The organism is Amycolatopsis acidiphila (genome assembly GCF_021391495.1).
GTDB classification, from domain to species: domain Bacteria; phylum Actinomycetota; class Actinomycetes; order Mycobacteriales; family Pseudonocardiaceae; genus Amycolatopsis_E; species Amycolatopsis_E acidiphila.
The window spans coordinates 6,422,376-6,449,047 of the sequence record NZ_CP090063.1; the positions used below are offsets into that span (position 1 = coordinate 6,422,376).

General features: G+C 70.8%; 27 protein-coding genes and 1 pseudogene. 6 read left to right on the forward strand and 22 right to left on the reverse strand.

Annotated elements, in window-relative coordinates; all coding sequences use genetic code 11:
• Positions 1-310: 310 nt before the first annotated feature.
• The 4 genes and pseudogenes from LWP59_RS31430 to LWP59_RS31445 all read right to left on the reverse strand — a co-directional run bounded on the left by LWP59_RS31430 (position 311) and on the right by LWP59_RS31445 (position 4,544).
• Positions 311-1,078: a 3-oxoacyl-ACP reductase gene (locus tag LWP59_RS31430; RefSeq protein ID WP_144636418.1), complete on the reverse strand. Its 768-nt coding sequence runs from the start codon at positions 1,076-1,078 to the stop codon at positions 311-313.
• Positions 1,075-2,430 carry an aldehyde dehydrogenase family protein gene (locus LWP59_RS31435; RefSeq protein WP_144636421.1) on the reverse strand — a complete coding sequence of 452 codons (1,356 nt, stop codon included), beginning with the start codon at positions 2,428-2,430 and terminating at the stop codon, positions 1,075-1,077. The genes LWP59_RS31430 and LWP59_RS31435 overlap by 4 nt, the downstream gene beginning before the upstream one ends.
• Before the next feature lie 76 nt (positions 2,431-2,506).
• Positions 2,507-3,199: pseudogene (locus LWP59_RS31440) on the reverse strand (gamma-glutamyl-gamma-aminobutyrate hydrolase family protein); the annotation flags it as partial.
• Complete coding sequence (locus LWP59_RS31445; RefSeq protein WP_186383159.1) at positions 3,180-4,544, reverse strand: glutamine synthetase family protein; 1,365 nt, start codon at positions 4,542-4,544, stop codon at positions 3,180-3,182. The gene LWP59_RS31445 and the pseudogene LWP59_RS31440, both read right to left, overlap by 20 nt.
• A 101-nt stretch (positions 4,545-4,645) precedes the next feature.
• Between LWP59_RS31445 and LWP59_RS31450 the strand changes: the two genes are divergently transcribed.
• Together LWP59_RS31450 and LWP59_RS31455 are read left to right on the forward strand one after the other, a co-directional pair.
• A complete protein-coding gene (locus LWP59_RS31450) occupies positions 4,646-5,245 on the forward strand; it encodes a TetR/AcrR family transcriptional regulator (protein WP_144636424.1) in 600 nt (199 codons plus the stop codon).
• A complete protein-coding gene (locus tag LWP59_RS31455; protein WP_229857789.1) occupies positions 5,238-6,056 on the forward strand; it encodes an amidohydrolase family protein in 819 nt (272 codons plus the stop codon). Before LWP59_RS31450 ends, LWP59_RS31455 begins: the two co-directional genes overlap by 8 nt.
• On the opposite strand, the gene LWP59_RS31460 is transcribed toward LWP59_RS31455, so the two are convergent.
• From LWP59_RS31460 to LWP59_RS31490, 7 genes are all read right to left on the reverse strand, one after another.
• A complete protein-coding gene (locus tag LWP59_RS31460; RefSeq protein ID WP_144636427.1) occupies positions 6,045-7,097 on the reverse strand; it encodes an NAD(P)-binding domain-containing protein in 1,053 nt (350 codons plus the stop codon). The genes LWP59_RS31455 and LWP59_RS31460 overlap by 12 nt on opposite strands.
• Positions 7,098-7,136: 39 nt before the next feature.
• Positions 7,137-7,823 (reverse strand): SRPBCC family protein, encoded by a 687-nt coding sequence (locus LWP59_RS31465; RefSeq protein WP_144636429.1) that lies wholly within the window; start codon positions 7,821-7,823, stop codon positions 7,137-7,139.
• An 89-nt stretch (positions 7,824-7,912) separates the two neighbouring features.
• Positions 7,913-8,767, reverse strand: a complete 855-nt coding sequence (locus LWP59_RS31470) for an FAD binding domain-containing protein (protein ID WP_144636430.1) — start codon at positions 8,765-8,767, stop codon at positions 7,913-7,915.
• Positions 8,764-11,202, reverse strand: a complete 2,439-nt coding sequence (locus tag LWP59_RS31475; RefSeq protein WP_144636432.1) for a xanthine dehydrogenase family protein molybdopterin-binding subunit — start codon at positions 11,200-11,202, stop codon at positions 8,764-8,766. The genes LWP59_RS31470 and LWP59_RS31475 overlap by 4 nt, the downstream gene beginning before the upstream one ends.
• A gap of 1 nt (position 11,203) precedes the next feature.
• On the reverse strand, positions 11,204-11,737 hold the full coding sequence (locus LWP59_RS31480) for a (2Fe-2S)-binding protein (protein ID WP_144636434.1): 534 nt from the start codon (positions 11,735-11,737) through the stop codon (positions 11,204-11,206).
• Positions 11,738-11,945: 208 nt separating this feature from the next.
• On the reverse strand, positions 11,946-13,058 hold the full coding sequence (locus LWP59_RS31485) for an XdhC family protein (RefSeq protein ID WP_144636436.1): 1,113 nt from the start codon (positions 13,056-13,058) through the stop codon (positions 11,946-11,948).
• Positions 13,051-14,160 carry a vWA domain-containing protein gene (locus LWP59_RS31490; RefSeq protein ID WP_144636438.1) on the reverse strand — a complete coding sequence of 370 codons (1,110 nt, stop codon included), beginning with the start codon at positions 14,158-14,160 and terminating at the stop codon, positions 13,051-13,053. Before LWP59_RS31490 ends, LWP59_RS31485 begins: the two co-directional genes overlap by 8 nt.
• An 83-nt stretch (positions 14,161-14,243) precedes the next feature.
• Here LWP59_RS31490 and LWP59_RS31495 point away from each other — a divergent pair, with 83 nt between their 5' ends.
• From LWP59_RS31495 to LWP59_RS31510, 4 genes are read left to right on the forward strand one after another with little or no spacing between them, the layout of a single operon-like run.
• Positions 14,244-14,681, forward strand: coding sequence for a hypothetical protein (locus tag LWP59_RS31495; protein ID WP_144636440.1), 438 nt, complete (start codon positions 14,244-14,246; stop codon positions 14,679-14,681).
• 7 nt (positions 14,682-14,688) lie between these two features.
• Positions 14,689-15,297, forward strand: a complete 609-nt coding sequence (locus LWP59_RS31500) for a DUF3558 domain-containing protein (RefSeq protein ID WP_186383160.1) — start codon at positions 14,689-14,691, stop codon at positions 15,295-15,297.
• 7 nt (positions 15,298-15,304) lie between these two features.
• Positions 15,305-16,597 (forward strand): PPE domain-containing protein, encoded by a 1,293-nt coding sequence (locus tag LWP59_RS31505; protein ID WP_186383161.1) that lies wholly within the window; start codon positions 15,305-15,307, stop codon positions 16,595-16,597.
• A 2-nt stretch (positions 16,598-16,599) separates the two neighbouring features.
• Positions 16,600-17,346 (forward strand): ESX secretion-associated protein EspG, encoded by a 747-nt coding sequence (locus LWP59_RS31510; protein WP_144636446.1) that lies wholly within the window; start codon positions 16,600-16,602, stop codon positions 17,344-17,346.
• A gap of 501 nt (positions 17,347-17,847) precedes the next feature.
• On the opposite strand, the gene LWP59_RS31515 is transcribed toward LWP59_RS31510, so the two are convergent.
• The 11 genes from LWP59_RS31515 to LWP59_RS31565 are packed head-to-tail and all read right to left on the reverse strand — an operon-like array spanning position 17,848 to position 26,648.
• Positions 17,848-18,714, reverse strand: coding sequence for an AAA family ATPase (locus tag LWP59_RS31515; protein ID WP_144636661.1), 867 nt, complete (start codon positions 18,712-18,714; stop codon positions 17,848-17,850).
• Positions 18,715-18,727: 13 nt separating this feature from the next.
• Positions 18,728-19,291 (reverse strand): nucleotidyltransferase family protein, encoded by a 564-nt coding sequence (locus LWP59_RS31520; protein ID WP_144636448.1) that lies wholly within the window; start codon positions 19,289-19,291, stop codon positions 18,728-18,730.
• On the reverse strand, positions 19,284-20,081 hold the full coding sequence (locus LWP59_RS31525; RefSeq protein ID WP_144636450.1) for an IclR family transcriptional regulator: 798 nt from the start codon (positions 20,079-20,081) through the stop codon (positions 19,284-19,286). Before LWP59_RS31525 ends, LWP59_RS31520 begins: the two co-directional genes overlap by 8 nt.
• Positions 20,082-20,086: 5 nt before the next feature.
• Positions 20,087-20,479, reverse strand: a complete 393-nt coding sequence (gene pcaC / locus LWP59_RS31530; RefSeq protein WP_222425480.1) for a 4-carboxymuconolactone decarboxylase — start codon at positions 20,477-20,479, stop codon at positions 20,087-20,089.
• A complete protein-coding gene (gene pcaD / locus LWP59_RS31535) occupies positions 20,476-21,249 on the reverse strand; it encodes a 3-oxoadipate enol-lactonase (RefSeq protein ID WP_229857788.1) in 774 nt (257 codons plus the stop codon). Before pcaD ends, pcaC begins: the two co-directional genes overlap by 4 nt.
• Positions 21,246-22,580 (reverse strand): 3-carboxy-cis,cis-muconate cycloisomerase, encoded by a 1,335-nt coding sequence (pcaB, locus tag LWP59_RS31540; protein WP_144636454.1) that lies wholly within the window; start codon positions 22,578-22,580, stop codon positions 21,246-21,248. The genes pcaD and pcaB overlap by 4 nt, the downstream gene beginning before the upstream one ends.
• Entirely contained in the window at positions 22,573-23,118 is a 546-nt protein-coding gene (gene pcaG / locus LWP59_RS31545; RefSeq protein ID WP_144636456.1) for a protocatechuate 3,4-dioxygenase subunit alpha, read from the reverse strand. The genes pcaB and pcaG overlap by 8 nt, the downstream gene beginning before the upstream one ends.
• Positions 23,115-23,858, reverse strand: a complete 744-nt coding sequence (gene pcaH / locus LWP59_RS31550; protein ID WP_144636458.1) for a protocatechuate 3,4-dioxygenase subunit beta — start codon at positions 23,856-23,858, stop codon at positions 23,115-23,117. Before pcaH ends, pcaG begins: the two co-directional genes overlap by 4 nt.
• A 17-nt stretch (positions 23,859-23,875) precedes the next feature.
• Positions 23,876-25,063 carry a thiolase family protein gene (locus tag LWP59_RS31555; RefSeq protein WP_144636460.1) on the reverse strand — a complete coding sequence of 396 codons (1,188 nt, stop codon included), beginning with the start codon at positions 25,061-25,063 and terminating at the stop codon, positions 23,876-23,878.
• Positions 25,063-25,791 carry a CoA-transferase subunit beta gene (locus LWP59_RS31560; RefSeq protein WP_144636665.1) on the reverse strand — a complete coding sequence of 243 codons (729 nt, stop codon included), beginning with the start codon at positions 25,789-25,791 and terminating at the stop codon, positions 25,063-25,065. The genes LWP59_RS31555 and LWP59_RS31560 overlap by 1 nt, the downstream gene beginning before the upstream one ends.
• Positions 25,792-25,829: 38 nt before the next feature.
• Complete coding sequence (locus tag LWP59_RS31565) at positions 25,830-26,648, reverse strand: CoA transferase subunit A (RefSeq protein WP_144636462.1); 819 nt, start codon at positions 26,646-26,648, stop codon at positions 25,830-25,832.
• Between the last annotated feature and the right edge of the window lie 24 nt (positions 26,649-26,672).

The window sequence follows — 26,672 nt, forward strand, 5'->3', positions numbered from 1 at the left end:
CAGGGGTGTCGGCGGGGCACGGCGATCCGACAACACCCAACCCCCACCCCATGGCGATCCGGCACCGCCCGACCACCGCGCGAAGGCGAACCCGGCAACGGCAGCCGAAATGCCCGCGCCCAGCCCGCTCCCTTACCCCGATCCCCGCGTCCTCCAGCGGTCGGCACGCCGGGTCAAGGCATCTTTCCCGCCTTGACCCGGCGTGCCGACCGTTGAACACTCCGCGATCGGGGTGGGACGGGCGTACCCCAACCACCCGCGCCCAGCCCGCCGCGCTACGCGCGCCAGGCCGCGCCCCCGCACCCCACCCCTAAATCGGCGTCACATACGCGCCGCTGATGCCGCCGTCCACCAGGAACTGCGCGGCGGTGATGAAGGACGCGTCATCGCTCGCCAGGAAGGCCACCGCCGCCGCGATCTCCGTCGGGTCGGCGAAGCGGCCCATCGGGACGTGCACCAGCCGGCGCGCCGCGCGCTCCGGGTCCTTCGCGAACAGCTCCTGCAGCAGCGGCGTGTTGACCGGACCCGGGCACAGCGCGTTCACCCGGATGCCCTCCCGCGCGAACTGCACGCCCAGCTCACGCGTCATCGACAGCACGCCGCCCTTCGACGCGGTGTACGAGATCTGCGAGGTCGCCGCGCCCATCACCGCCACGAACGACGCCGTGTTCACGATCGAGCCCTTGCCCTGGCGCTGCATGTGCGGGATCGCGTACTTGCAGCACAGGTACACCGAGGTCAGGTTGACCTCCTGCACCTTCTTCCACGCGTCGAGCCCGGTGGTCAGGATCGAGTCGTCCTCCGGCGGGGAGATCCCGGCGTTGTTGAACGCGACGTCGACCGAGCCGAACCTGTCCACAGTGGTCCGGAACAGCGCCTCGACCTGGGACTCGCTGGTGACGTCGGCCGCGACGAACTCGCCGTCCACCTCGTCCGCGGCGGCCTTGCCGCTCGCCGCGTCCACGTCCGCGATGACGATCTTCGCGCCCTCGCCCGCCAGGCGCCGGGCCGTGGCCAGCCCGATCCCGCTCCCGCCGCCGGTGATCACGGCGACGCGCCCCTCGAACCGCTGCATTATTCCTCCGTGCTGATGAAGACGTTCTTGAGCTCGGTGAAGGACTCCAGCGCGTCGGGTCCCAGCTCCCGGCCCAGGCCGGACTGCTTGAACCCGCCGAACGGCGTCCAGTAGCGCACCGACGAGTGCGAGTTCACCGAGAGGTTTCCGGCCTCGACCGCTCGCGACACCCGCAGTGCTCGTCCAACGTCGGATGTCCAGATCGACCCGGACAGTCCGTACTCGGTGTCGTTGGCCAGCCCGATCGCCGCCGCCTCGTCGGTGAACGGCACCACAGCGACCACCGGTCCGAAGATCTCCTCGGTGACCAGCGGATCCGTCGGTGAACGCGGGGTGACCACCGTCGGCGGGAACCAGAACCCCGGCCCCTCCGGCGCACTTCCGCGGAAGGCAACGGGGGTATCACGTGAGACGTAGGACGTCACACGTTCTCTGTGCTGCGCGGAGATGAGCGGGCCCATCTCGGTGCCCTCGGCGGCCGGGTCGCCGACGACCACGCCTTTGACGGCCGGTTCAAGCAGCTCCATGAACTTGTCGTAGACGTCCGCCTGCACGAGGATCCGGGACCGGGCGCAGCAGTCCTGACCGGCGTTGTCGAACACCCCGTAGGGCGCCGTCGCGGCGGCCTTCTCCAGGTCCGCGTCGGCGAAGACGATGTTCGCGTTCTTCCCGCCGAGCTCCAGCGTGACGCGCTTCACCTGCCCGGCACAGCCCGCCATGATCTGCTTGCCGACCGCGGTCGAGCCGGTGAAAACGACCTTCCGCACGGCCGGATGCGTGACGAACCGCTGACCCACCACCGCACCCGCGCCCGGCAGCACCTGGAAGACACCCTCCGGGACACCCGCCTCCCGCGCCAGCTCGGCGAGCCGCAGCGCGGTCAGCGGGGTCAGCTCGGCCGGTTTGAGCACGACGGTGTTCCCCGCCGCCAGCGCGGGCGCGAAGCCCCAGCCCGCGATCGGCATCGGGAAGTTCCAGGGAACGATGATCCCGACGACGCCCAGCGGCTCGTGGAACGTCACGTTCACCCCGCCGGGCACCGGAATCTGCTTGCCGTGCAAGCGTTCCGGCGCGGCCGCGTAGAAGTGCAGCACGTCACGGACGTTGCCGGCCTCCCATCGGGCGTTACCGATCGTGTGGCCGGAGTTGGTCACCTCCAACTGCGCGAGGTGCTCGATATCGGCGTCGACCGCGTCGGCGAACCGCCGCAGCAGCCGCGCCCGGTCGCCCGGCGCGACCGCACGCCAGCCGGGCAGCGCCGCCTGCGCCCGCGCGATCGCCGCGTCGGTCTCCTCCAGCGACGTCGGCTCCACCGACCGGACGACCTCCTCGGTCGCCGGGTTGATCACGTCCATGTGGCCTCCTGTGTGTTGCGGGGCACCCCCACCCGGGCTGGTCGCATGGCCGGTGTGTGCCGATCGCAGACCATCCGGCCGCCTCCACCAGTGCCGCGAACAGCCGCACGTCCTCGGTGTCCTGCTCCGGGTGCCACTGCACGCCCAGCACGAACCGCTCCCCGGGCACCTCCACGGCCTCGACGGTGCCGTCGGCCGCCCAGCCGACCGCCCGCAGATCGCCGCCGAGCGCGTCCACCGCCTGGTGGTGGTAGCACTGCCCTTTCGCTTCCGCACCGAGGATTCCCGCTGCGCGACTGCCCTCGGCGAGGGTGATCCGGTTGTGCCCGTACACCGCGGGCGAGGGCTGGTGCTCGTGATGCCCGACGACCTCGGGCAGGTGCTGGGTCAGCGTGCCACCAAAAGCCACGTTGAGCACCTGCATGCCGCGGCACACCCCCAGCACCGGCAGCCCGCGCGCGACGGCGTCGTGCACCAGGGCGAACTCGAACTCGTCCCGCTCCGGGCGGGACACCGACGTCTCGTGCGCCTCCTGCCCGTACCGGGCGGGGTCGACGTCCGCGCCGCCGGCGATCACCAGAGCGTCCACGGCGGACAGCGCCGAAGTGTCCGTACCCACAGCCGGAAGGAGAACCGGAACCCCGCCCGCCTTCACCACGGAGTCCACATAGGACCTCGGTAGCAGAGCCGCGGTGGTGTCCCACACCCCCCAGCGCGCGTTCTCCACGTAGGTGGAGATCCCGATCAGCCTAGAGCCGTTCGAAGCCACGGAAGCGCTCCCAGTCGGTGACGGCGGCGTCGAACGCGGTGAGTTCGACGCGGGCGGCGTTGAGGTAGTGCTCGACGACCCCGTCGCCGAACGCGGCCCGGGCGATCTTGCTGTCCGCCAGCAGCTGCGCCGCGTCCCGCAGGGTGGCCGGCACGGTCGGCCTGCCGGAACCGTAGGCGTTGCCGGTGAACTCCGGCTCCAGCGGCAGCTCGTTCTCGATCCCGTGCAGGCCCGCCGCGATCAGCGCCGCGACCGCGAGGTAGGGGTTCACGTCGCCGCCGGGCACCCGGTTCTCCACCCGCAGCGACTGCCCGTGCCCGACGACCCGCAGCGCGCACGTGCGGTTGTCCGTCCCCCAGGCGACGGCCGTCGGTGCGAAGCTGCCGGGCACGAACCGCTTGTAGGAGTTGATGTTCGGCGCCAGGAAGTAGGTCAGCTCACGCAGGCAGGCCAGCTGCCCGGCGAGGAAGTGCTCCATCAGCTTCGAGAAGCCGCCCGGCCCGTCCCCGGCGAGCACCGGGGCACCGTCGGCCGAGCGCAGGCTGATGTGGATGTGGCAGGAGTTGCCCTCGCGCTCGTTGTACTTCGCCATGAAGGTCAGGCTCTTGCCCTCCTGCGCGGCGATCTCCTTCGCCCCGGTCTTGTAGATGCTGTGGTTGTCGCATGTGGACAGTGCATCGGTGTAGCGGAACGCGATCTCCTGCTGGCCGGGGTTGCACTCGCCCTTCGCGGACTCGACGTACATCCCCGCCGCGCCCATCTCGTTGCGGATGCGGCGGAGCAGCGGCTCGAGCCGGGCCGTGCCCAGCATCGAGTAGTCCACATTGTACTGGTTCGCCGGGGTCAGCTCGCGGTAGCCGCGGCGCCAGGCCTGCTCGTAGGTGTCGTCGAAGACGATGAACTCCAGCTCGGTGCCGACGAACGCGGCGAGCCCGCGCTCGGCCAGCCTGTCCAGCTGACGGCGCAGCACCTGACGCGGGGAGGCCGGTACCTCGCCGCCCTCGACCCACTCGACGTCCGCGAGCACCAGCGCCGTGCCCTCCTGCCACGGGACGCGCCGCAACGTGGAGAAGTCCGGCCGCAGCACGAAGTCGCCGTACCCGCGCTCCCAGGACGACATCTCGTAGCCCTCGACGGTGTTCATGTCGACGTCCACCGCGAGGAGGTAGTTGCAGGCCTCGGTGGCGTGCGGCACGACCTCGTTGACGAAGTACTCGGCGGCGCAGCGCTTGCCCTGCAGCCGCCCCTGCATGTCGGTCATCGCGACCAGGACGGTGTCGAGCACGCCGTCCGCGGTCAGCCGGCGGAGTTCGTCGACGGTGAGCATGCCCCTGGCACTGTTCATCCGCACACCCTTCCGCGCAGTCGTTCATCCCGTCAAAGGACCACTATTGATCCATTGGCCGGCACTGTCAAGCGCACTAATTAGAGGCTAATCTCCAATACGTGGGGAGACCCCCGAGGCACAGTGAGGACGACCTGCTCGACGCGGCCGTCCGGCAGTTCGCGACGGCCGGCACGGGGGGTGTGACGATGGCCGCGGTCGCCCGCGCGACAGGCGCTCCCAGCGGCTCGGTCTACCACCGCTTCGCCGACCGGTCCGCGCTGCTCGCCGCGACCTGGTTGCGCACCGTCGGGCGCTTCCACGAGGACTACCTGCCGATCCTCCGGCAGGAGCCGCCCGTCGAGGCCGCCGTCGCCGCGACGGCACACGTGATCCGCTGGTGCCGGGCGCATCCGGACGAGGCGCAGGTGCTGTACGCGGGGAAGCGGGCGTTCGGCGACAGCGACTGGTCGGCCGCGGACAAGGCGGCCGCCGAGCGGACCGACCGGAACCTCGAACAGGCCTGGCGGGGGCTGCTGCGCCGGCTGCGACCGCTGACCGGCCACCGGACCGACGAGCTCCTGCTCGTGCTCGTCGACCTGCCCTACGGCGCCTTGCGCCGCCATCTCGAACAGGGCGAAGCACCGCCGGCCCGCACGATCGACCTGGTCACGCGCGCCGCCCGGACCCTGCTCACCAGCGAAGGGGAGACACGTGGCTGAGGAGATCATCGACGCCTGGATGCAGCAGCCGAACCAGCGGTTCATGGCCCAGCCGTGGCTGGAGACGTTGCTGCGCTGGACGGACATGGAGCGCGTGGTGCCGCCGGTCCCGGCGACGCTCGGCGCGATGGACCAGGCGGGGGTGCGCGTCGGCCTGCTGTCGGCGTGGCACGGCCCGAACGGCGTGCTGATCTCGAACGACGAGGTCGCGGAGCTGGTCGGCAGGCATCCGGACCGGTTCGCCGGCGTCGCGACGGTCGATCTCACCGATCCGGTCGGCGCGGTGCGCGAGATCCGCCGCTGCGTGCGGGACCTGGGGTTCGTCGGCGTGCGGGTCGTGCCGTGGCTGTGGAACCTGCCGCCCAACGACCGGCGCTACTACCCGGTGTACGTCGCCTGTGTGGAGGAGGACGTGCCGTTCTGCACGCAGATCGGGCACACCGGCCCGCTGTGCCCGTCCGAGCCGGGGCGGCCGATCCCGTACCTGGACGAGGTGCTGCTCGACTTCCCGCAGCTGGTCGTCGTCGGCGGGCACGTCGGCTACCCGTGGCTGGCGGAAGTCCTTTCGCTGGCCCGGAAGTACCCGAACTTCTACGTGGACACCTCGGCGTACGCGGTGCACCGGCTGCCACCGGAGCTGGTGGAGTTTCTGCGGGGTCGCGGGCGGACGCGGGTGTTGTTCGGCAGCAACTACCCGATGATCACGCCCGCCCAGTGCCTCAGGCGGCTGGACGAGCTGGGCCTGGGCGCCGAAGCACGGGAGCTGTTCCTCGGAGGCAACGCACGGCGCGTGTTCTCGCTACCGGTCTAGCAGCCGGCGGATCTCGGTCACGGCCGATCGTCCGGCGCGGTTCGCCCCGATCGTGCTGGCGGACGGGCCGTAGCCGACGAGGTGCAGGCGCGGGTCGGCGACCACCCGGGTGCCGGCCATCCGGATGCCGCCGCCCGGCGCCCGCAGGTGCAACGGCGCGAGGTGGTCGAGCGCGGCGCGGAAGCCGGTCGCCCACAGGATCACGTCGGCACGCTGCCCGGTGCCGTCCGGCCACACGATGCCGTCCCCGGTGAGGCGCTCGAACATCGGCTTGCGGTCGAGGATCCCCTGCTCGATCCCCCGGCGGACCTCGGGCGTGCGCACCAGTCCGGTCACGCTCACCACGCTGCCGGGCGGCAGCCCCTCGCGGACCCGGCGCTCGACCTTCGCGACCGCCCTGCGCCCGAGGCCCGGGGTGAAGTCGAGGTCGAACCACTCCGGCTCGCGCCGGGTGACCCAGGTGGTGCCGCTCGCGACCTCGGCGATCTCCAGCAGCAGCTGCACCCCGGAGGTACCGCCGCCGACCACCACGACGTGCTTGCCGCGGAACTCCTCGGCGCTCTGGAAGTCCGCGGTGTGCAGCTGGCGGCCGCGGAAGGTCTCCTGGCCCGGGTAGTGCGGCCAGAACGGGCGGTCCCAGGTGCCGGTCGCGTTGATCAGGGCGCGCGCGGACCAGGAACCGGTGGCACTCTCGACGAGCAGCCGCTCGCCCTCGTCCCGGACCGACAGCACGTCGACCGGACGCAGCACGGGAAGGTCGAAGGTGCGCTCGTACCGCCCGAAGTACTCGGACACGACGTCGGAGGCGGGCCGGTCGGGTTCGGGGTCGCCCAGCGCTATGCCCGGCAGGTCGTGGATGCCGTGCACCTTGCCCAGCCGCAGCGACGGCCACCGGTACTGCCACGCGCCGCCGGGCCGTTTGCCGTGGTCGAGCAGCACGAACCCGGAGTTGTTGCGGAAGCCGGTCCGCCGCAGGTGGTACGCCGCCGACAACCCGGCCTGCCCCGCACCGATCACCACCACGTCAGTTCGCACGTGGATGTAACGGCGGCGCCGGCGCGGTGCTTCCCGGAACCAGGCTCAGCGGCGGCGGATCGCCCGGAAGATCGCCAAGATCGCCAGCAGGCCCGCGACCCCGGCCAGCACGGGAGCCAACCGCTTCGCGACCGACGTGCCCGCCAGGTCGAACAGGTCGATGGCCTCGGCTTCCTTCGGCGCCGCGGGCTTCACGGCCTCGAGCTTCGGCTTCGTCTCGGTGGGCTGCCCCGTCGCGGCGACGGCTTCGGCCGCCGGCGGGGCAGCCGCCTCAGGGGCGGGCTCCTCCGATGCGCTCAGCTTGTTCGCCAGGTTCGTCGCGAACTGGTCCAGGATCTTGCCGCCGACCTCGGAGATCATGCCCCGGCCGAACTGCGCCGGACGCCCGGTCACGTTCAGGTCCGTCGCGACGGTCCCCTTGGTGTGGCCGCCGTCCTCGGTGAGCGTCACCGTGACGGTCGCGGCCGCGGTGCCCGCACCGCGGGAGTCCTTCCCGGAGGCCTTGATCACGATCTTGCGGGCGGCCTCGTCCTTCTCCAGGAACTCGCCTGCGCCCTTGTACAGCAACGAGATCGGCCCGAGCTTGACCTTGACCGTGCCGGTGAAGGAGTCACCTTCGACCTTCGTCAGCGTGGCACCCGGCATGCACGGCGCGACACTCTCCGGATCGGTGACGGCCTGCCACACCTTGGCGGGCGGCGCCGGAACGGTGAACTCGTGGTCAAGCCGCACGGCCTGACCTCCCTTCGTCGTCGGGATGTGCCCTGAAGGGCACCCTGACGGCACTTTACGCCGTCGGGGCACCCTTCAGGGCGAGCGAGCTACCCCGCGACCGCCGCGGAGACGGCCCGGCCGGTCAGCACCCGGGCCAGTTCCTGCCGGTACTCGATGTCGGCGTTGCCGTCCACCGTCGGGTTCGTCCCTTCCGCCGCGTGCGCGGCCGCGGCGCGGACGTTCTCCGCCGTCGCCGGCTGGCCGACCAGCGCCTGCTCGACGGCGCTGGCGCGGACCGGCGTGGCGGCCATGTTCGTCAGCCCGACCCGCGCTTCGGCGATGGCGTCGCCGTCGGTGCGGACCGTGACCGCGACGGCCACCATCGACCAGGCCTGTGCCACCCGGTTGAACTTCTCGTAGTGCGCGCGCCAGCCGGTGTGCTTGGGCACCCGGACCTCGACCAGGATCTCGGCCGGCGTCATCGACGTCGTGAAGAAGTCCTGGAAGAACTCGGCCGCGGGCACCGTGCGCCGCCCGTCCATGCCGGCGACGACCATCTCCGCGTCCAGCGCGAGTGCCGGGGCCAGCAGGTCACCGGCCGGGTCCGCGTGCGCGAGCGCACCGCCGAACGTGCCGCGGTGGCGCACCTGCGGGTCGGCCACCGTGTCGGTCGCCCTGGCCAGCAGCGCTGCGTGCTCGGCGATCAGGTGATCGCGCTGCACGTCGTAGTGCGTGGTCATGGCGCCGATGACCAGCGCGTCCCCGTCCTCGCGGACTCCGCGCAGCTCGGCGATCTTGCCGAGGTCGACGATCGTCGTGGGCGCGGCCAGCCGCATCCGCAGCACCGGCAGCAGGCTCTGCCCGCCCGCCAGCACCTTGGCGTCCTCGCCTGCGTCCGACAGCGCCTGGACCGCTTCGTCCACTGTGGACGGAGCTACGTAGTCGAAGGCAGCGGGGATCACTGGGCACCTCCAGAAGCGTCGATCGAACCCAAACCGCCGCCGGCCTCGCTGCCGAGCCCGCCGGCATCCTTCTGGCCGCGATGGACCGCGGCCCACACCCGCATCGGCGAGCACGGCATCTCGATGTCGTCGACACCCAGGTGCCGAACCGCGTCGACGACCGCGTTGACGACCGCCGGGGTGGAGGCGATCGTGCCCGCCTCGCCGACGCCCTTGACGCCCAGCGGGTTCGTGGTCGACGGCGTCTCCGTGCGGTCGGTCGTGAAGCTCGGCAGGTCCGCCGCCGAGGGCAGCAGGTAGTCGGCGAAGGTGCCCGTCGTCAGCGTGCCGCTCTCGTCGTACACCGCCTCCTCGAACAGCGCCTGCGCGATGCCCTGCGCGAGCCCGCCGTGGACCTGTCCCTCCACGATCAGCGGGTTCACCACCGACCCGATGTCGTCGACGCAGACGTAGGAGCGCAGGTTCACCCGCCCTGTCTCGGTGTCCACCTCGGCCGCGCACAGGTGCGTACCGTGCGGGAACGAGAAGTTCTCCGGGTCGAACACCGCGTCCGAGTCCAGCGTCGGCTCGATGCCGTCGGGCAGGTTGTGCGCCAGGAACGCCGAGAACGCGATGTCCTGGATGGTGGTGGACTTGTCGGTGCCGCGGACGGTGAACTTGCCCTGGGCGAACTCGAGGTCGTCCGGCGAGCACTCCATCAGGTGCGCGGCGATCGTGCGGGCCTTCGTCACGACCTTCTCCGCGGCCTTGACCACCGCGATCCCGCCTACCACCAGTGAGCGCGAACCGTAGGTGTCCAGGCCCTTCGCCGAGGACTGGGTGTCGCCGTGGAGGACCTCGACGTCCTCGAACGGCACGCCCAGCTGGTCGGCCACGATCTGGCTCCACGCCGTCTCGTGCCCCTGGCCGTGTGCGGAAGCCCCGGTGACCACCTCGACCTTGCCGGTGGCCAGCATCCGGATCGAGGCCGCCTCCCAGCCCCCGGCGCCGTAGTCGAGCGAGCCGACCACCCGCGACGGGGCCAAGCCGCACATCTCGGTGAAAGTCGAGATGCCGATGCCCAGCTGCACCGGGTCGTTCCGGTCGCGCCGCTCCTTCTGCTCCCGCCGCAGCCCGTCGTAGTCGAACAGCTGCATGGCCTTCTCGGTCGCCGCCTCGTAGTTGCCCGAGTCGTAGGTCAGCCCGGCGACCGTGGTGAACGGGAACTCCTCGTGCTTGATCCAGTTCTTCTTGCGCAGCTCCATCGGTTCCATGCCGAGCTCGGCCGCGAGCTCGTCCATGATCCGCTCGATGCCGAACGTCGCCTCCGGCCGCCCGGCGCCGCGGTAGGCGTCGGTCAGCGTCGTGTTGGTGAACACGGTGGTGCACGCGAAGTGGTAGGCGGGAATCTTGTAGATCGCGTTGAACATGAACGCGCCCAGGATCGGCACGCCTGGCCCCACCAGGCCGAGGTAGGCGCCCATGTCGGCGAGCAACTCGACCTTGAGCCCGGTCACCGTGCCATCGCGGTTCGCCGCGATGGTGATGTCCTGGACCTGGTCGCGGCCGTGGTGCGCGGCGAGCATCGTCTCCGAGCGGGATTCCGTCCACTTCACCGGTTTGCCCAGTTTCTGGGCGACCAACAGGGACATCGTCTCTTCGGGAATCACGGCGAGCTTGCCGCCGAACCCGCCGCCGACGTCCGGGGCGATCACCCGCAGCTTGTGCTCGGGAATGCCGAGGGTCAGCGCGGCCATCGTCTTGAGGATGTGCGGTACCTGGGTGGCCGACCACATGGTGATCTGTGCGCCCGTCGGGTCGACCATGCAGGAGCGCGGCTCCATGAACGCCGGGATCAGCCGCTGCTGCCGGAATCGCCGCTTGACGACGACTTCCGCGCCGGAAATGGCCTCTTCGACGTTTCCGCCCGAACCCGCTTCGCCGGAGTCGAACACCCACAGCGCGTTGCGGTTGGTGCCCAGCTCCTCGTGCACCAGCGGCGCACCTTCGGCGAGCGCGTTCTCCAGGCCCAGTACGACGGGCAGTTCCTCGTAGTCGACCTCGATCGCTTCGAGCGCGTCGGTCGCTTCGGCCTTGCTGCGCGCGACGACGACCGCGACACCTTCACCGGCGAAGTTGACCGTGTCGGCCGCCAGAACGGGGCGCCGCGGGCTCTTCATGTCCGGGGTGATCGGCCAGGCGCACGGCAAGCCGATGCTGCCGTCGGGGTCGAGATCGGTCGCGGTGTACACCGCGATGACGCCGGGCCTGGTCTTCGCCTCGGACGTGTCGATGCTGTTGATCCTCGCGTGTGCGAACGGGCTGCGCAGGATCGCCAGGTGCAGCAGGCCCGGCAGCGTCAGGTTGTCGGTCCAGCGCGTGCGCCCGGTGATCAGCCGCGCGTCCTCCTTGCGGCTGCGGGCCTTGCCGACCTCGGGCTCGATCGTCGCGGTCACGTCACTCGCCCCCGATCGCGCTCGGCTCGCGCACGCCGGAGCCGTCCACCCGCTCGGCCTCGGGGCCGGCGCCGGGGCTCATGTGCTGCGCGGCGTCGCGAACGGCGCGGACGATGTTCTGGTAACCGGTGCAGCGGCAGAGGTTGCCTTCCAGCCCCTCGCGGACGGCCTTCTCGTCCGGATCGGGGTTGTCGGCCAGCAGGTCGATCGACTGCATGATCATGCCCGGCGTGCAGAACCCGCACTGCAGCGCGTGGTTGTCGTGGAACGCCTGCTGCACGGGGTGCAGCTGTCCGTCGCGCGCCAGTCCTTCGATCGTGGTGATCTCGCAGCCGTCCGCCTGCACGGCCAGTACCGAGCAGGACTTCACGCTCTGCCCGTTCAGGTGGACGGTGCACGCACCGCAGTTGCTCGTGTCGCAGCCGATGACGGTGCCGACTTTCCCGAGTGTCTCCCTCAGGTAGTGAACGAGCAACGTACGGGGTTCGACCTCGTCGGAATACTGGGTTCCGTCGACAGTGACGGTGATACGCATTGAGGCCCTCCAGTGGTGGGAGCTGGGGTGATCGGCTTCACACCGGAGCCTCCTACTTATGCCGCCGCCGGACAAGTGCTGGCCGGGTGACAACTTCCGGCCGCTTCCGCAGTTGCGTTCACGGCTAAGGTTTTTCGCCGATTCTGCGGATATCCACAGTGCACGGACCGACAAAATTTTTGCGAACGATCACACGGCTGTGGAACTACTAGCCGTGAATCCGGCCCGACAGCTCCGCGAGCCGCTTGCCGCCGCCACCCCACCGCAGCGCGATGACCTCGGCCGCGATCGACACCGCCGTCTCCTCCGGCGTGCGTGCCCCGAGGTCGAGCCCGATCGGCGAGGACAGCCGCGACAGCTCCTCCTCGCTCATGCCGACCTCGCGCAGCCGCGCCATCCTGTCCTCGTGCGTGCGCCGCGACCCCATCGCGCCCACGTAGCCCACGTCGAGCCGGAGCGCGACCTCCAGCAGCGGCACGTCGAACTTCGGGTCGTGGGTGAGCACCGCGACCACCGTGCGCCGGTCGATGCGGCCCGCCTCGGCTTCGGCCTTGAGATAGCGATGCGGCCAGTCCACGACGACCTCGTCCGCGCTCGGGAAGCGGCTCGTGGTCGCGAACACCGGCCGCGCGTCACAGACCGTGACCTGAAACCCCAGGTAGGCGCCCATCCGCGCCATCGCGGCGGCGAAGTCGATCGCCCCGAACACCAGCATCCGCGGCGGCGGCTCGAAGGTGTTCACGAACACCGACATGCCCTCGCCGCGGCGCTCGCCCTCGAGGCCGTAGTGCAGCGTGCCGGTGCGGCCGGTCGCGAGCAGCCCGCGCGCGTCGTCGACCACCGCGTCGTCGACGCGCGCGGAGCCGAGCGTGCCCTTCGTGTGCTCCGGCCAGACGATCATGTGCTTGCCGACGCGCCCGGCGTCGGCGTGCTCGATCACGGTCACCACCGCGACCGGTTGTCCTTTGTGGACCGATTCGACGATGTCCTGCAGCTCGGGCATCGTCTCCCTGTCGACCCGCTCGACGTAGATGTCGATGATCCCGCCGCAGGTCAGCCCGACCGCGAAGGCGTCGTCGTCGCTGACGCCGTAGCGCTGCAGCACGGGCTTGCGCTCGGCCACGACCTCCTGGGCCAGCTCGTAGACCGCGCCTTCGACGCAGCCGCCGGACACGCTGCCGACGACCTCCCCGTCCGCGCCGACGAGCATCGCGGCGCCGGGCGCGCGGGGTGCCGAGGAGAACGTGGCGACGACGGTGCCGAGACCGACGGCCTCGCCCTCGGCCCAGCGCTTGTAGAGCTCGTCCAGTACGTCATGCATTACGTATCTCCACCAGCAGTCGTTCCAGTGTGCCCAGGCTGTGCCCGGCCAGCAGGCGATCGAGATGCGGGAGCGCGGCCGCGATGCCCGATTGGACCGGAGCGTAACCGTCGCGTCCCGCATGGGGGTTCACCCAAAGGACAGCGTGCGCCAGTCGGCGCATTCTGGCCAGCTGTTCGCCGAGCAAACCTGGATCACCCCGCTCCCAGCCGTCGGAGAACACAACGACGACGGCACGCCGGGCAATTCCCCGCTGGCCCCAGCGATCGAGGAAGATGCGCAGCGTCTCGCCGAGGCGCGTGCCGCCCGCGAAGTCCGGTACCGCCTGTCCCGCGCCGAGCATCGCGCGCTCGGGGTCGCGCTGGCGGAGCTGGCGCGAGACGCGGGTGAGGCGCGTGCCGAGCGTGAACACCTCGACGTTGGCGGGCGAGCTTCGCACGACGACGTGCGCGAAGCGCAGGAGCGAGTCGGCGTACGGGCTCATGGAGCCGGAGACGTCAAGAAGGAACACGACGCGCCGAGGTCGGGTGGATTTCTTGCGATGGGCGAGCTTCACGGCTTCGCCGCCGCCGGCGAGCATCCCGCGGAGCGTGCGATCCGGATCCAGTTCGCCCTTCTTCGCCGGGCGTCGCCGGGGGGACCTGCGGGTCGGCGGCACGGGCTTGAGCGTCGCGAGGAGCTCGCGCAGGTGCCTCCGCTCGGCGGCGGTCAACTCGGCGAGGTCGCGCTGGCGGAGCAGCTCGGCGTCGGTGGCGGCGACGCGCAGCTGGTCGGCCTCCTGCTGGCCCTGGCCGTCGGCGGTGGGCTCGCCGGACATCGCGGCCATCCGGGCGCGCTTCTCCTTGGCGACGGTCACGGGCCTCGGCCCGGGCGGCTCGGCGGCGAACCACTGGGCGAACGCGTCGTCGTAACGGGCAAGGTCGTCGGGGTCGGCGCACAGCGTCACCCGTCCGGCCCAGTAGAGGTTGTTGATGTCGGTGAGGTCAACGCTCTGCACGGCCTCGAGGTAGGAGTGCACGCGCTGCGGGCCGGCGGCCACCCCGGCCTCCCGCAGGGCGGTCGCGAAACCGACCAGGGAGGGTAGCGGATCAGCGGTGCTCATCAGTCCATTGTGCCGTCGATCGGCGGAACCGTCCGCTAGGCTCCTGCGTCAGACGGTCACCGTCCGGTAGCGGGGAGGCAGCAGTGCTCGAGGCAGATGGCGGATTCTGGGCGCAGGCCCTGAACGGCGAGGCCAGCCAGGCCGCCTACACCGTCTGGGGCTCCGACGGGATGGTCGGCGCACCGGTCGCGGAAGCCGGCGGTTCAGGCGGCTTCGAGTTCCCCAGCGTCGAGGAGATGAACACCGTCCTGGGGCTGTGGAAGGACCGGCGGGCCAGTATCACCCAGAAGAAGAATCAAATCGTGAGCGCAATGGCCGGCTTGACCCAACTGGCCGACGACCAGGACAGCCAAGGCTACCTGCAGCAGGCGCGCGATTCCCTGAATCTGCTCAAGAATCAGCACGATTCGATGCTGTCATTCATCGGTGACTACATCACGAAACTTACCGACGCGACGAACGCGAAGCACAGCGACGAAGAGGGCAATGTGGCGGCACTCAAGAGCAAGTCGGAGAACTGACCAGACGATGAACCGTAACCGAATACTCGGCTTCGCCGGACTGCTCACGGCGGTGACGATTTGCGCCGGTTGCTCCCAGCAGACAGCGGGCACGCCCTCCGCCGATACGTCGTCGTCTTCATCGCAAACAGGCGCACCGAAGGTGGCGCAGCCACTCGACCCGGGTGCCTACCTCGGAAATCCGTGCACGATCGTGCCAGACCAGACCATCACCCAGCTGGGCTATACAGATCCGGGAACCCCGAACACGACGAGCCAGACTGCGGTCACCGGCGGGCCGTCCTGCCAGTGGATAATGCCCGATTCAGCGAAGACGATCAACATTGCGATCCAGCGATCGAGCAGCGGCACCGACAACGGTGGAATAGCGAAGATCCTCAGCCTCAACGGCAGCTTGTTCTCCTTCGCCGAACCAACCGACGTGTCGGGTTATCCGGCGGCTTACGCCGACACACAGGACGATCGTCCTCGCGGCGCCTGCTCGCTTTGGGTCGGTATTCAGGACGACCTGACTTTCCTGGTGGCCACCGACCAATACTCGGGCGCCCAGGATTCGTGCGATACTGCCAAGCAGATCGCGGCTGCGGTGATCAGCAAACTGCAGGGGGGCTCCTGACATGGGGATGAACGGGACCGACGTTTACAACAACTTCACCGGCGGCAGCTCCCAGTCCCTGCAGGCGGCGGCCCAGGCGGTCCAGCAGCTCGCCGACGAGTACCTGCAGGAGGCGCAGGCCATCAAGGACCTGCAGACCCGCATGAACGCCGCCTGGACGGGGAGTTCCGGGGACGCCGCGTACGCGGGGGCGAACCCGCTCGCACAGGCGTTCAACGACTCGCACGTCCCGCTCGACGTCACCAACGCCTCGATGAAGGTCCAGTCCGACGTCTTCGAGCAGTCGAAGTCGCGCGTCGTGCCGGTGCCGCCCGCGCCCGAGAAGCCCAGCGGCTGGACGATGGCGCTAAAGAGCGCGGTCCCGATCGTCGGCCCGTCGATGGTCGTCGGCGATCTGAAGTCCTACCAGGATGGCGTGGCCAAGACCGACGCCGCCAACCAGAACAACGTCCGCGTCATGGAGCAGTACAGCTCGGTCACCGGCGACACCCGTGGCAAGATCCCGATGGACTACAAGATCCTGCCGACCGACACCGCGTCCATCGGCCTCAAGCCGCCCACGGTGGGCAGCATCGGTTCGATCAGCTCCCGCTACAGCGACGCCACCCAGGCTTCCTCGGTCGCCGCGCCGGGTGTGGGGGGTTCGCTGGGTGGCGGGCCGGTCAGTGCGGCGCCCACGCTGAGCGGCGCCGGGCCCGTGACCTCGGCCGGGCCGACGGGGGGAGGCACCGGCACCCCGGTGACCACGCCGCCCAACCTGTCGGGCTCGCCAGTCGGCACGTCCGGCGGCACGGGCACCAGCGGCTACCTCCCGGGCATGCCCGGCTACAACGGCTCCGACACGCAGCGCCCCGGCTCGCGCGGCGGCACGACCGGCACGGGCGGCGGTTCCACCTCGGGCCCCGGGCGCAACAACAGCGCCGCCGGCCGGCTGTACGGCGGCGACGAGGAGGGCACCGGACGCGGCGGCAGTGGACGCAGCGGCACCGGAAGCGGCGCGAGCGACCGGCTCGCGCGTGGCGGCGGTGCGGCGGCCGACGAACGGCTCGGGCAGAACAGACTCGGTGGTGGCAAGAGCACCGGCGCGGGCAACCTCGGCAGTGCGGCGGCCGCCGAGGAAGCCGCCGCGAGCCGGGGTGCCGCCAGGAGCGCGAGCGGCGCGCCGATGGGCGCCGCCGGGCAGCGCGGGCGCGGTGAGGAGGACGAGGAGCACCAGCGACCCGACTACCTGATCGAACCCGACCCCGACTCGATCTTCGGCAGCGACGTCCGAACGACCCCGCCGGTCATCGGCGAATAGGCATGCCCGCGGTTCGCAGCGACTATCTCTCCCTGCCACTCGACGCGCTCGCGGGCGCGGTCGAGCGGGAGAACATGGGGAGCCTTCATCTCGTCCTGCGCCCCGACCCGATGTGGCTCCCTGACGAGGAGACGCTCGCCGCCGACCGGCGGATGCGCGAGACGCTGCAGGAAGCCGGGTTGCTGGACCGGCGGGGCCGCCTCGACGTCGAGTTCCTCGACTGGCTCCCGCTGCTGACGAACGCCTCGCTCGAGTACTACGGCTGGGTCCACGATGGACAGCGCACGTACGGGATTCTCACTGCGGCGCGCGGACTTCAGGGCATCGTCGCGGTCCGGGTCGGCGACGGGATCGCCCTCAAGCCGGTCCCCCGCGACCGCCTCACCGACGCGCTGGTGGCCGAGCTGCCCGACGTCCGCCCCGGCGGCGGGCGGCCGCTGGTGATCCGGGTCGCGGAGCTGGAGGAGGCCGGGCGGGAGGATCGCATCCCCAGCTGGGACATCCGCGACCTCGTGAACGTGCTGCAGCGCCCGGTCACCGGCACCGGCGAGCTGTACGCGGCCCGCCGCGACGAGCTCAACCGGTACCACCGCCTGGAACAGCCGCTGCACTACGCCGACACCGACTGGGGCCGGTATCTCAACTACACGCTCGGCACCGGCGACGAGGCCGAGATCCACCTGGCGCCCGGCCATCCCACCGCCTTGATCGAGCACCTCCTGCAGCTGGAACAGACGCTGCCCGGCTGAGTCCTCAGCCGAACCAGGTCGAGAGGGCTGAGTCGCGGCGTCTCGGCGTGCGCTCCCGTGTGCTGCTCGGCCGTGGAGCTGCAGCTGTCCGGGCGACGACGCCACGCAAATGACGCCGAATCCGTCAGGTCCAGGACGATCACACGGCTGTGGTCTCGCCGAGCTGGCTGCCGTTGGCGAACTCGAAGTCGGGGCGCCAGGACCGTTTCGAGCACCGGCCGGCCGACCAAGGTCAGCCCGCCCGCCGGCCCCGCGTCCCGGAACGCCCAGTCGACCAGGTCCGCGTCGACCATGATCCCGGCGAAGTGACCGACGGTCCTCGGCGTCTCGGCGTGCGCTCCCGTGTGCTGCTCGGCCGTGGAGCTGCGGCTGTCCGAAGTGGACCCGAAAGGTTGCGCGGCAGGCCGGATGCTCGCCGGGGACGGCCCGGACCAGGTGCACCGCGACCAGGCAGCCGTCATCGACCGGCGGCGTTCGACCTGGTCGGAGCGCGGCATCGGCTCAGGCGAGCAGCGCGTCCAGCTTCGCGCGGACGCGATCCATGTCCTCGGTGTACTTCAGCACGGCGCCGAGCGTGCGGGCCGCGGTCTCGACGTCCAGCTCGTCGCGGTCGAGCGTCAGCAGGGCCTGCGCCCAGTCCAGCGACTCGGCGACGCCGGGCGGCTTGAGCAGCTCCAGCTCCCGCAGCCGCCGCACCGCGACCGCGACCTGGGTGGCCAGGCGCTCGCCGACGCCGGGCAGGCGCCGCCGCAGGATCGCGACCTCGCGCGCGAGGTCCGGGTGCTCCAGCCAGTGGTAGAGGCACCGGCGCTTGAGCGCGTCGTGCACCTCGCGGGTGCGGTTCGAGGTGAGCACGACCAGCGGCGGCTGCTCGGCCCGCACCTCGCCGAGCTCCGGGATCGTCACGGCGTTCTCGTCCAGCAGCTGCAGCAGGAACGCCTCGAACTCGTCGTCCGCGCGGTCGATCTCGTCGATCAGCAACACGCACGGCGCCGTGGTGAGCGCTTTCAGCAGCGGCCGGGCGAGCAGGAAGCGCTCGGTGTACAGCGACTGCTCGGCGGCCTCGACGTCGAGGGACTCGCTGCCCGCCTCGAGTGCGCGCAGGTGCAGCAGCTGACGCGGGAAGTCCCATTCGTAGAGCGCCTGCGCCGCGTCGATGCCTTCGTGGCACTGCAGGCGGATAAGCGGCAACTCCAGCGACCTCGACAACGCGACCGCGAGCGAGGTCTTCCCGGTGCCGGGTTCGCCTTCGCAGAACAACGGACGCTGCATGCGCAGAGCGAGGAACGCGGCAGTGGCGACGCCTTCGTCGGCGAGGTAGCCCGAGGTCTCGAGCGTCGTCGCCAGCTCTTCCGGGGAGTTGACCATCACGCACCCCAGCCTAGTTGGTCAGATCCCCGGGCGTGTCGACGTCGAAACCACTGCCGATGTCGGCGCACTCGACGAGCCGCAGATCGTCCCTGGTCCTGAGCCAGTCGCGGGCACCGCGGTCCCCACTGGCGCTGTCGGCGACCTCGGCCCACCACTTCCGTCCGAAAAGTACCGGATGTCCGGGTACGCCGTCGTACGCGGCACGGACGACGGCGTCAGGCGAGGCCAGCGCGGCGAGCCGGGCGATCACGCGGGCATCGACCCTGGGCAGGTCGACCAGGTGCACCAGCACGGCGTCCGCCTCGGGCAGCGCGCGGAGACCGGCGCGGAGCGAGGCGCCCATGCCGGTCTCCCAGTCCTCCGCGAAGACGGCCAGCGACGGGTCGGGAAGCAACTTCAGCGCATCCTCGGCCTGGGCGCCGAGGACGACGCGGACCGGTGCGCAGCCACCGTCGGCCAGCACCCGCAACGCGCGGCGCACCAGGGGCTCTCCGTCCAGTTCGACCAGTGCCTTCGGACGGCCGAACCGGCGGCCTGCCCCGGCGGCGAGCAGCAGGCCCGCGCAGTCAGCCACGACGGGCCTGAACCGGTGCGACGGCGAGATCGGCCGCGATGCGCTTCGCGGTGGCGAGCAGTGGCGGCAGCATCTCCTCGAACACCTGGTCACGGGTGGTGCGGCTGGCGTGCGTGGACACGTTCACCGCGGCGACCACGCGGCCCTTCCGGTCGCGGATCGGCGCCGCGACCGAGCGCAGACCTTCCTCCAGCTCCTGGTCCACCAGCGCCCAGCCAATCGTCCGCACGTCCTCGAGCTCGGCTCGCAGCGCGTCCGGGTCGGTGAGGGTGTGCGAGGTCAGCCTGTCCAGCCGTGCCTCCGCGAAGTACTTCTCCAGCTCGGCATCGTCGAGACCGGCCAGCAGGACGTGCCCCATCGAGGTGGCGTGGGCGGGAAAGCGCGTGCCCACGTTGATCGTGACGGTCATGATCCGGGAGACCGCGACGCGCGCGACGTACACGATGTCGGTGCCTTCGAGCACGGACACCGAACTCGACTCGCGCACCTCGGCGGAGAGGTTTTCGAGGTGCGGCTGGGCGACCTCGGGCAGCGTCATGCTCGACAGGAACGCATATCCCAGCTCCAGAACGCGCGCGGTCAGCGAGAAGTACTTGCCGTCCGTGCGGACGTAGCCGAGGTCGGTGAGCGTGAGCAGGAACCGGCGCGCGGCGGCGCGGGTCAGGCCGGTCGCCCTGGCCACATCGGACAGGGTCAGCTCCGGCGCGCCCGCGTTGAACGCACGGATCACCGCCAGGCCGCGATCCAGCGACTGCACGTGGTGTGCCGCGCGCTCCTGGGGGTCGTCCATGGCCGTCAGGTTAGCGCCGAGGACTCACCCATGTCCGCGAGTGTCTTCTGCGCCAGCGCGAAGGCCGCGTTCGCCGCCGGGACTCCCGCGTAGACGCCGGTGTGCAGGAGCACCTCGCCGATCTCGTCGGGGGTGAGCCCGTTCGTGATCGCCGCGCGCACGTGCATCGGGATCTCGTTCTCGCAGTGCAGCGCGGTCAGCACGGCGAGGGTGATGCAGCTGCGGGTCTTGCGGTCGAGGCCCTCGCGGGTCCAGATCGAGCCCCAGGCCGAGCGCGTGATGTAGTCCTGGAACTTCTGGGTGAACTCGGTGGTGTTGCCGCCGGCCCGGTCCACGTGCGCGTCGCCCAGGACCTCGCGCCGGACCTTCATGCCGGCTTCGTACAGCTCGTCGCTCACGCGACCCCCTTGAAGTGTTCGAGAATCAGCTGGGTGTACCGCTCGGCCTGCTCGTAGTTGCCGAGGTGCGCCGCGTGCTCGACGACCTCGAAGCGCGCGCCGCGGATGCCGTCGGCGATGACCCGGCCGTGGTCCGCCGGGAGCGCCTTGTCGTCGGCGCCGGAGATCACCAGGGTCGGCGCGGTGATCTTCGGCAGCCCCGGCACCAGGTCCAGGTCCGCGAGCAGCTCGCAGCAGGCGGCGTAGCCCTCGGCGGGGGTGGTCGCCGTCATCTCGCGCATCGCCGCGGCCCGCTCCGGGTTCGCGTCGATCCAGTCCTGGGTGAACCAGCGGCCGATGCCGCCCTCGGCGATCTTCGCCATGCCCTCGGTGCGCACCTGCTTGACCCGGTCCAGCCACATCTGGGTGTTGCCGGGCTGCGCGGAGGTGAACGACGGGACCAGGCTGCGGACCCGCTCGGGCGCGTTCTGCGCCAGCCAGATGCCGGTCATCCCGCCCAGGGACACGCCGGCGAAGTGCGCGGACTCGATACCGAGGGAGTCCAGCAGCGCGAGCACGTCCCCGCCGACGTCGTCGATGCCGTACGGGCCGGACGGCACGGCAGACTCGCCGTGACCGCGCGTGTCATAGCGGACCACGCGGAAACCGTTGTCCACCAACGGTTGCACCTGCGGGTCCCACATGTGCAGGTTGCTGCCGATGGAGTTGCTCAGCACGACGGCGGGACCGTCGGCCGGGCCGTCGAGCACGTGGTGCACGTCGACGCTCACGAGGCTTCCTTTCGCTGGGCGTGTGCGGCCAGCGCGCGCTCGACGAACGGGCGCGCACTGCCCAGGTAGTCTGCCGGGTCCAGCAGCTGCCCGATCTTCTCGCGGCTCAGGTGCTTGCCGACCAGCGGATCCTCCGCGAGCAGGTCGGCCAGCTCTCCGTCGCCCGCGAGCGCGCGCTTGGTGCACTCGGTGACCGCGTCGTGCGCCGCGAGCCGTCCGGTGTCCTTCGCCAGCTCGGTGGTCACCCGTTCGGAGAGGATCGCGCCCCCGGTGGCGTCGAGGTTCTTGCGCATCCGGGCGGCGTCCACGCACAGCCGCTCGAAGCTGGTGCACAGCCAGGAGATCGCGGATCCGGTGCTGCGGAACAGTTCCGTGATCGGCCGCCATTCGGCGTGCCACGACCCGGCCGCGCGCTGGTGTTCCTGCGTCATCGCGGCGAGCAGCGTGCTCACCAGGCCCGGCGCCTGCTGGGCCGCGGCCTGCGCGGCGATCGCCGCGACCGGATTGCGCTTGTGCGGCATGGTGGACGAGCCACCGCTGCCCTCGGCCACCTCGGCGACCTCGGCGACCTCGGTCTGGGCGAGCAGCGTGATCGTGCGGCTCGCGCCGCCGACGATCCCGGACAGCTCGCCGAGCGCGCCGGCCAGCTCCGCGATCCGGCTGCGTTCGGTGTGCCACGGCAACGCCGGCTCGTCCAGCTCCAGCCGCCTGCTGAACGCGGCGAGCACCTGCGGCCCCCGCTCGCCGAGCGACGCGAGGGTGCCCGTCGCACCACCGAGCTGCGCGGCCAGCCGCACGCCGCGCAGGCGACGGGCCGCGGCGTCCAAACCGGACAGCCAGCCCGCCGCCGTGAGCCCGAACGTCACCGGGATCGCCTGCTGCAACAGGGTTCGCCCGGCCTGCACGGTGCCGGCGTGCTCGCGGGCCAAGCGGGCCGCGTGTTCGGCGGCCGCCTCGACGTCCTCGAGCAGCGCCGGAAGCGCACGCTTCGCGACCAGCATCGCCGCGCTGTCCATGACGTCCTGGCTGGTGGCACCGAAGTGGACGTACCGCGCCGCGTCCCCGCCGACCTTCGTGGTGATCTCCCGGACGAGCGGCGCGGCGGGGTTGCCGATGCCGACCGCCTTCGCGCCGATCTCCGCCACGTCGAAGTACCCCTCGCGGCACACCTCGGTGATGCGGTCGGCGTGCTCGCGCGGGAACAGCCCGGCATCGGCCTCCGCCTGTGCCAGCGCCGCCTCGACGTCGAGCAGTGCCCGCAGCCAGGCGGCGTCGCTCACCTCGTCGCGGACGGCGCCGGCGGCCAGCACCGGATCGAACAGCTCAGACATCGAAGAATACTGTCTCGCCTTCACCCTGCAGGCGCACGTCGAAGCGGTAGCCGTCTTCGGTCTTCTCCGCGATCAGCGTGTGCCGCCGCTCCTCGGGGACCGACGACAGCACCTCGTCGGCGGCGTTCGCCTCGGCGTTGTCGGGGAAGTAGATCCGCGTGACGACCCGGTTGAGCATGCCGCGCGCGAACACCGAGACGTCGATGTGCGGCGCCTGCGTCCGGCCATCGGTGCCGGGCACCGCGCCCGGCAGGAGGGTGAGGATGGCGTAGGTGCCGTCGGGCTCGGTCGGACAGCGGCCGAAGCCGCGGAAGCCCTCGACGCGGCCGCGCGGGTCGTCGGGATGGTCGAAGCGGCCGTCCGGGTCCGCCTGCCAGGTCTCGACGAGCGCGTCCGGCACTGTGTCGCGAGCACCGTCGGTGACCGTGCCGCGGATCCAGACGGCGCCGGGGGTGCCCTCGGACACGACGGTCGGCCCGTCCTCCCAGGGCAGGCCGATCGACAGGAACGGACCGACCGTCTGCGAAGGGATCGTCATTCGTCCTCGTCCTCCTCGTTCTCGAAGACCGAGGCTTCGCGTCCGCGCACGACGATGTCGAACTCGAACGCCAGGGCCCAGTGGTCGACGGTGCGGCTCATGTCGAACTTCGAGATCATCCGCTGCCTGGCCTTCTCGTCCGGGACCGAGTTGAAGATCGGGTCCTGGAAGAACAGCGGGTCCCCGGGGAAGTACATCTGGGTGACCAGGCGCTGGGTGAACGCCATGCCGAACACCGAGAAGTGGATGTGTGCCGGGCGCCAGGCGTTGTCGTGGTTCTTCCACGGGTACGCGCCGGGCTTGATCGTGGTGAACTCGTAGCGACCCTCGGAGTCCGTGACCGCGCGGCCCAGCCCGGTGAAGTTCGGGTCGAGCGGGCCCGGCCAGTTGTCGCCGATGTGCCGGTAGCGGCCCGAGGCGTTGGCCTGCCAGATCTCGATCAGCGAGTCCGGGATCGCCCTGCCGTCGCCGTCGAGCAGCCGGCCGTGCACGATGATCCGCTGCCCGATGGGCTCGCCGTCGTGCTGCACCGTGAGGTCGTTGTCGTGCTCGCCCAGCCGGCCCGGGCCCAGCAGCGGCCCGGTGACCTCGGTCAGCATCTGCGGCAGCAGCGTCAGCGGCTGCTTCGGGTGCCGGAACGTGGTCGACCGGTACGACGGCGAGTCGAGCGGCGGGTGCGTGCCCTCGGGATCCCGCCGGTACTGCGGCAGGATCAGCCTGTCACTGGTCGGAGCTGCCATAGCTCTTGTGTCCTTTCCTACGCTTCCAGAACCACGGCCAGGCCCTGGCCGACACCGATGCAGATGGCGGCCAGTCCCCAGCCACCGCCGCGGCGGCGAAGCTCATGTGCGAGCGAGCCGAGGATGCGCCCGCCGGAGGCGCCCAGCGGGTGGCCGATCGCGATGGCGCCCCCGTTGACGTTCACGATCGACGGGTCCAGCTTCGGCCAGTCGGCGAAGCAGGCGAGCGACTGCGCGGCGAACGCCTCGTTCAGCTCGACCGCCGCCAGGTCCTCCCAGCCGATGCCGGCCCGCTCCAGCGCGATCTCCGCGGCCCGGACCGGGCCGATGCCGAAGACGTCGGGGTCGACACCCGCGGCGCCACGGCCCGCGATGCGCGCGAGCGGCGTCCTGCCGAGGCGGTCGGCGGCCTTCTGGTCGCCCAGCAGTACCGCGGAAGCGCCGTCGTTGAGCGGCGAGGAGTTGCCCGCCGTGACCGTGCCGTCCTTGCGGAACGCGGGCTTGAGCTTGCCCAGCTTGTCCGGAGTGGAGTCTGGCCGGATGCCCTCGTCGCGCGTCAGGTCGGTGCCGGGCACCGCCACGACGTGCGAGTCGTAGAAGCCGGCGTCCCACGCCTTGGCCGCGTTCAGGTGGCTGCGCAGCGCGAACTCGTCCTGCGCCTCACGGCCGATGCCGTAGCGCTCGGCGAGCCGCTCGGTGCTCTCGCCGAGGGAGATCGTCCACTGCCCGGGCATCTCCGGGTTGACCATGCGCCAGCCCAGCGTGCTCGAGTGCAGCGTCTGGTTGCCGGCGGCGAACGGCTTCTCCGCCTTGAGCAGGATCATCGGCGCGCGGCTCATGGACTCCACGCCGCCGGCGACGACGAGCGAGGCGTCCCCGACCGCGATGGACCGGCTGGCCTGCATCACCGCGTCGAGCCCCGAACCGCAGAGCCGGTTGACGGTGGTGCCGGGCACGCTGGTCGGCCAGCCGGCGAGCAACGCGGCCATCCGGGCGACGTTGCGGTTGTCCTCGCCTGCCTGGTTCGCGTCACCGAGCACGACCTCGTCCACAGTGGACGGATCCAGGTCGCTCCGCTCGCGCAGCTCCTTCAGCACGTGCGCGGCGAGGTCGTCCGGGCGGACCTTCGCCAGCGCGCCGCCGTAGCGGCCGAACGGGGTGCGGATCGCGTCGAGTACGAATGCGTCGGTGCCGTTTCCGGACATCACTTGGCAGCCTTCAGTTCCCGCAGGGTCTTCAGCTCGGTTTCGGTGGGCGCCGGCGTGCGCGACAGCTCGGGCGAGACCTTCAGGTCCCAGCCCGTCGCCTCGCGCACCTGCTCGACCTCCACGCCCTCGTGCAGCTGGGAGAGCACGAGCTCGCTGGTCTCCGGATCGGGCCGGAAGACGCCGAGGTCGGTGATCACCAGCGTCGGCCCGGCCCCGCGCAGGCCGAGCTTCTCCCGGTCGCCCTTGCCGCGGCCGTGGCCGAACGAGGTGATGAAGTCGACCTGCTCGACGAAGCTGCGCTTGCTCTGGCGCACCACGACGTACACCTCGTGGCAGGACGCGGCGATCTCCGGCGCGCCACCGGCGCCCGGCAGCCGCACCTTCGGGTTCGCGTAGTCGTTCCCGATGACGGTGGTGTTGATGTTGCCGAACTTGTCCAGCTGCGCGGCGCCGAGGAAGCCGACGTCGATGCGGCCGGGCTGCAGCCAGTAGTTGAACACCTCGGGCACGCTGATCACCGCGTCGGCGGTCTCGGCGAGGACGCCGTCACCGATCGAGGCGGGCAGCCGGCCCGGCTTCGAGCCCAGCGTGCCGGACTCGTAGATGAGGACCAGGTCCGGCGCGTGCGTGCGGCGGGCGAGGTTCGCCGCCGTGGAGGGCAGGCCGATGCCGACGAAGCACCGCTGACCACCGGTGAGCGCGCGGGCGGCGGCGATCGACATCATCTCGTCGGACGTGTACGTCCGCTCCTCGGTGGTCGCGGTCACTTGGCTGCCTCCATCCCGAACACCTTCTCGTCGACCCAGGCCTGGAAGGAGTCCCGATTCCGGCCAATGGAATCCCAATACTCGTAGTATTCGTTGTCCCGGTCGTAGTAGCCCTGGGCGTAGGACGGGTGGGCTCCCCGCGGCGCCTCGGCGACCGCGGTGACGGCCCAGGACGGGAGCACGATGCCGCCCGGCACCGGCTCCAGCTCGTCGACGATCTCCTCCACCGTGGCGAGGCTGCGCCTGGCCGCGAGCACCGCCTCCTTCTGCACGCCCACCAGGCCCCAGATCTGCACGTTGCCGGCGCGGTCCGCGCGCTGGGCGTGGATGATCGAGACGTCCGGGTTCAGCGCCGGGACGGCGGCGAGCTGCTCGCCGGTGAACGGGCAGGTGATCTGCTTGATCGTGTCGGTGTGGTTGGGCAGGTCCGTACCCGAGTAACCACGCAGCACCGCGAACGGGAGGCCGGAGGCGCCGGCGACGTACCGGTTGGCCATGCCGGCGTGGCTGTGCTCCTCGATCTCCAGCGGCACCGGCCAGGAGTTCTGCACCGCGTCACGGAAGCGGTGCAGCGAGCCCACACCGGGGTTGCCGCCCCACGAGAAGATCAGCTTGCGCGCGCAGCCGGCACCGATGAGCTGGTCGTAGACGATGTCCGGAGTCATCCGGACCAGCGTCAGGTCCTTCCGCCGCTGGCGGATGATCTCCTGCCCCGCCGCATGCGGGATCAGGTGCGTGAACCCCTCCAGCGCGACGGTGTCGCCGTCGTGGACCAGCTGCGCGACCGCGTCGCGCAAGGACAGTATCTCGGCCATGAGCTACCTCGTTCGCATTCCGCA

Bases quoted from the DNA above. Each gene is read 5' to 3' on its own strand.
- LWP59_RS31525 (WP_144636450.1), bottom strand. From the start codon at position 20,081: ATGGACGACCCCCAGGAGCGCGCGGCACACCACGTGCAGTCGCTGGAT.
- LWP59_RS31510 (WP_144636446.1), top strand. From the start codon at position 16,600: ATGCCCGCGGTTCGCAGCGACTATCTCTCCCTGCCACTCGACGCGCTC.
- LWP59_RS31515 (WP_144636661.1), bottom strand. From the start codon at position 18,714: ATGGTCAACTCCCCGGAAGAGCTGGCGACGACGCTCGAGACCTCGGGC.
- pcaG (WP_144636456.1), bottom strand. From the start codon at position 23,118: ATGACGATCCCTTCGCAGACGGTCGGTCCGTTCCTGTCGATCGGCCTG.
- LWP59_RS31560 (WP_144636665.1), bottom strand. From the start codon at position 25,791: ATGATGTCGATCGCCGCCGCCCGCGCGCTCACCGGTGGTCAGCGGTGC.
- pcaH (WP_144636458.1), bottom strand. From the start codon at position 23,858: ATGGCAGCTCCGACCAGTGACAGGCTGATCCTGCCGCAGTACCGGCGG.
- LWP59_RS31505 (WP_186383161.1), top strand. From the start codon at position 15,305: ATGAACGGGACCGACGTTTACAACAACTTCACCGGCGGCAGCTCCCAG.
- LWP59_RS31480 (WP_144636434.1), bottom strand. From the start codon at position 11,737: ATGCGTATCACCGTCACTGTCGACGGAACCCAGTATTCCGACGAGGTC.
- LWP59_RS31445 (WP_186383159.1), bottom strand. From the start codon at position 4,544: ATGAACAGTGCCAGGGGCATGCTCACCGTCGACGAACTCCGCCGGCTG.
- LWP59_RS31500 (WP_186383160.1), top strand. From the start codon at position 14,689: ATGAACCGTAACCGAATACTCGGCTTCGCCGGACTGCTCACGGCGGTG.
- LWP59_RS31555 (WP_144636460.1), bottom strand. From the start codon at position 25,063: ATGTCCGGAAACGGCACCGACGCATTCGTACTCGACGCGATCCGCACC.
- pcaB (WP_144636454.1), bottom strand. From the start codon at position 22,580: ATGTCTGAGCTGTTCGATCCGGTGCTGGCCGCCGGCGCCGTCCGCGAC.
- LWP59_RS31490 (WP_144636438.1), bottom strand. From the start codon at position 14,160: ATGAGCACCGCTGATCCGCTACCCTCCCTGGTCGGTTTCGCGACCGCC.
- LWP59_RS31485 (WP_144636436.1), bottom strand. From the start codon at position 13,058: ATGCATGACGTACTGGACGAGCTCTACAAGCGCTGGGCCGAGGGCGAG.
- LWP59_RS31435 (WP_144636421.1), bottom strand. From the start codon at position 2,430: ATGGACGTGATCAACCCGGCGACCGAGGAGGTCGTCCGGTCGGTGGAG.
- LWP59_RS31565 (WP_144636462.1), bottom strand. From the start codon at position 26,648: ATGGCCGAGATACTGTCCTTGCGCGACGCGGTCGCGCAGCTGGTCCAC.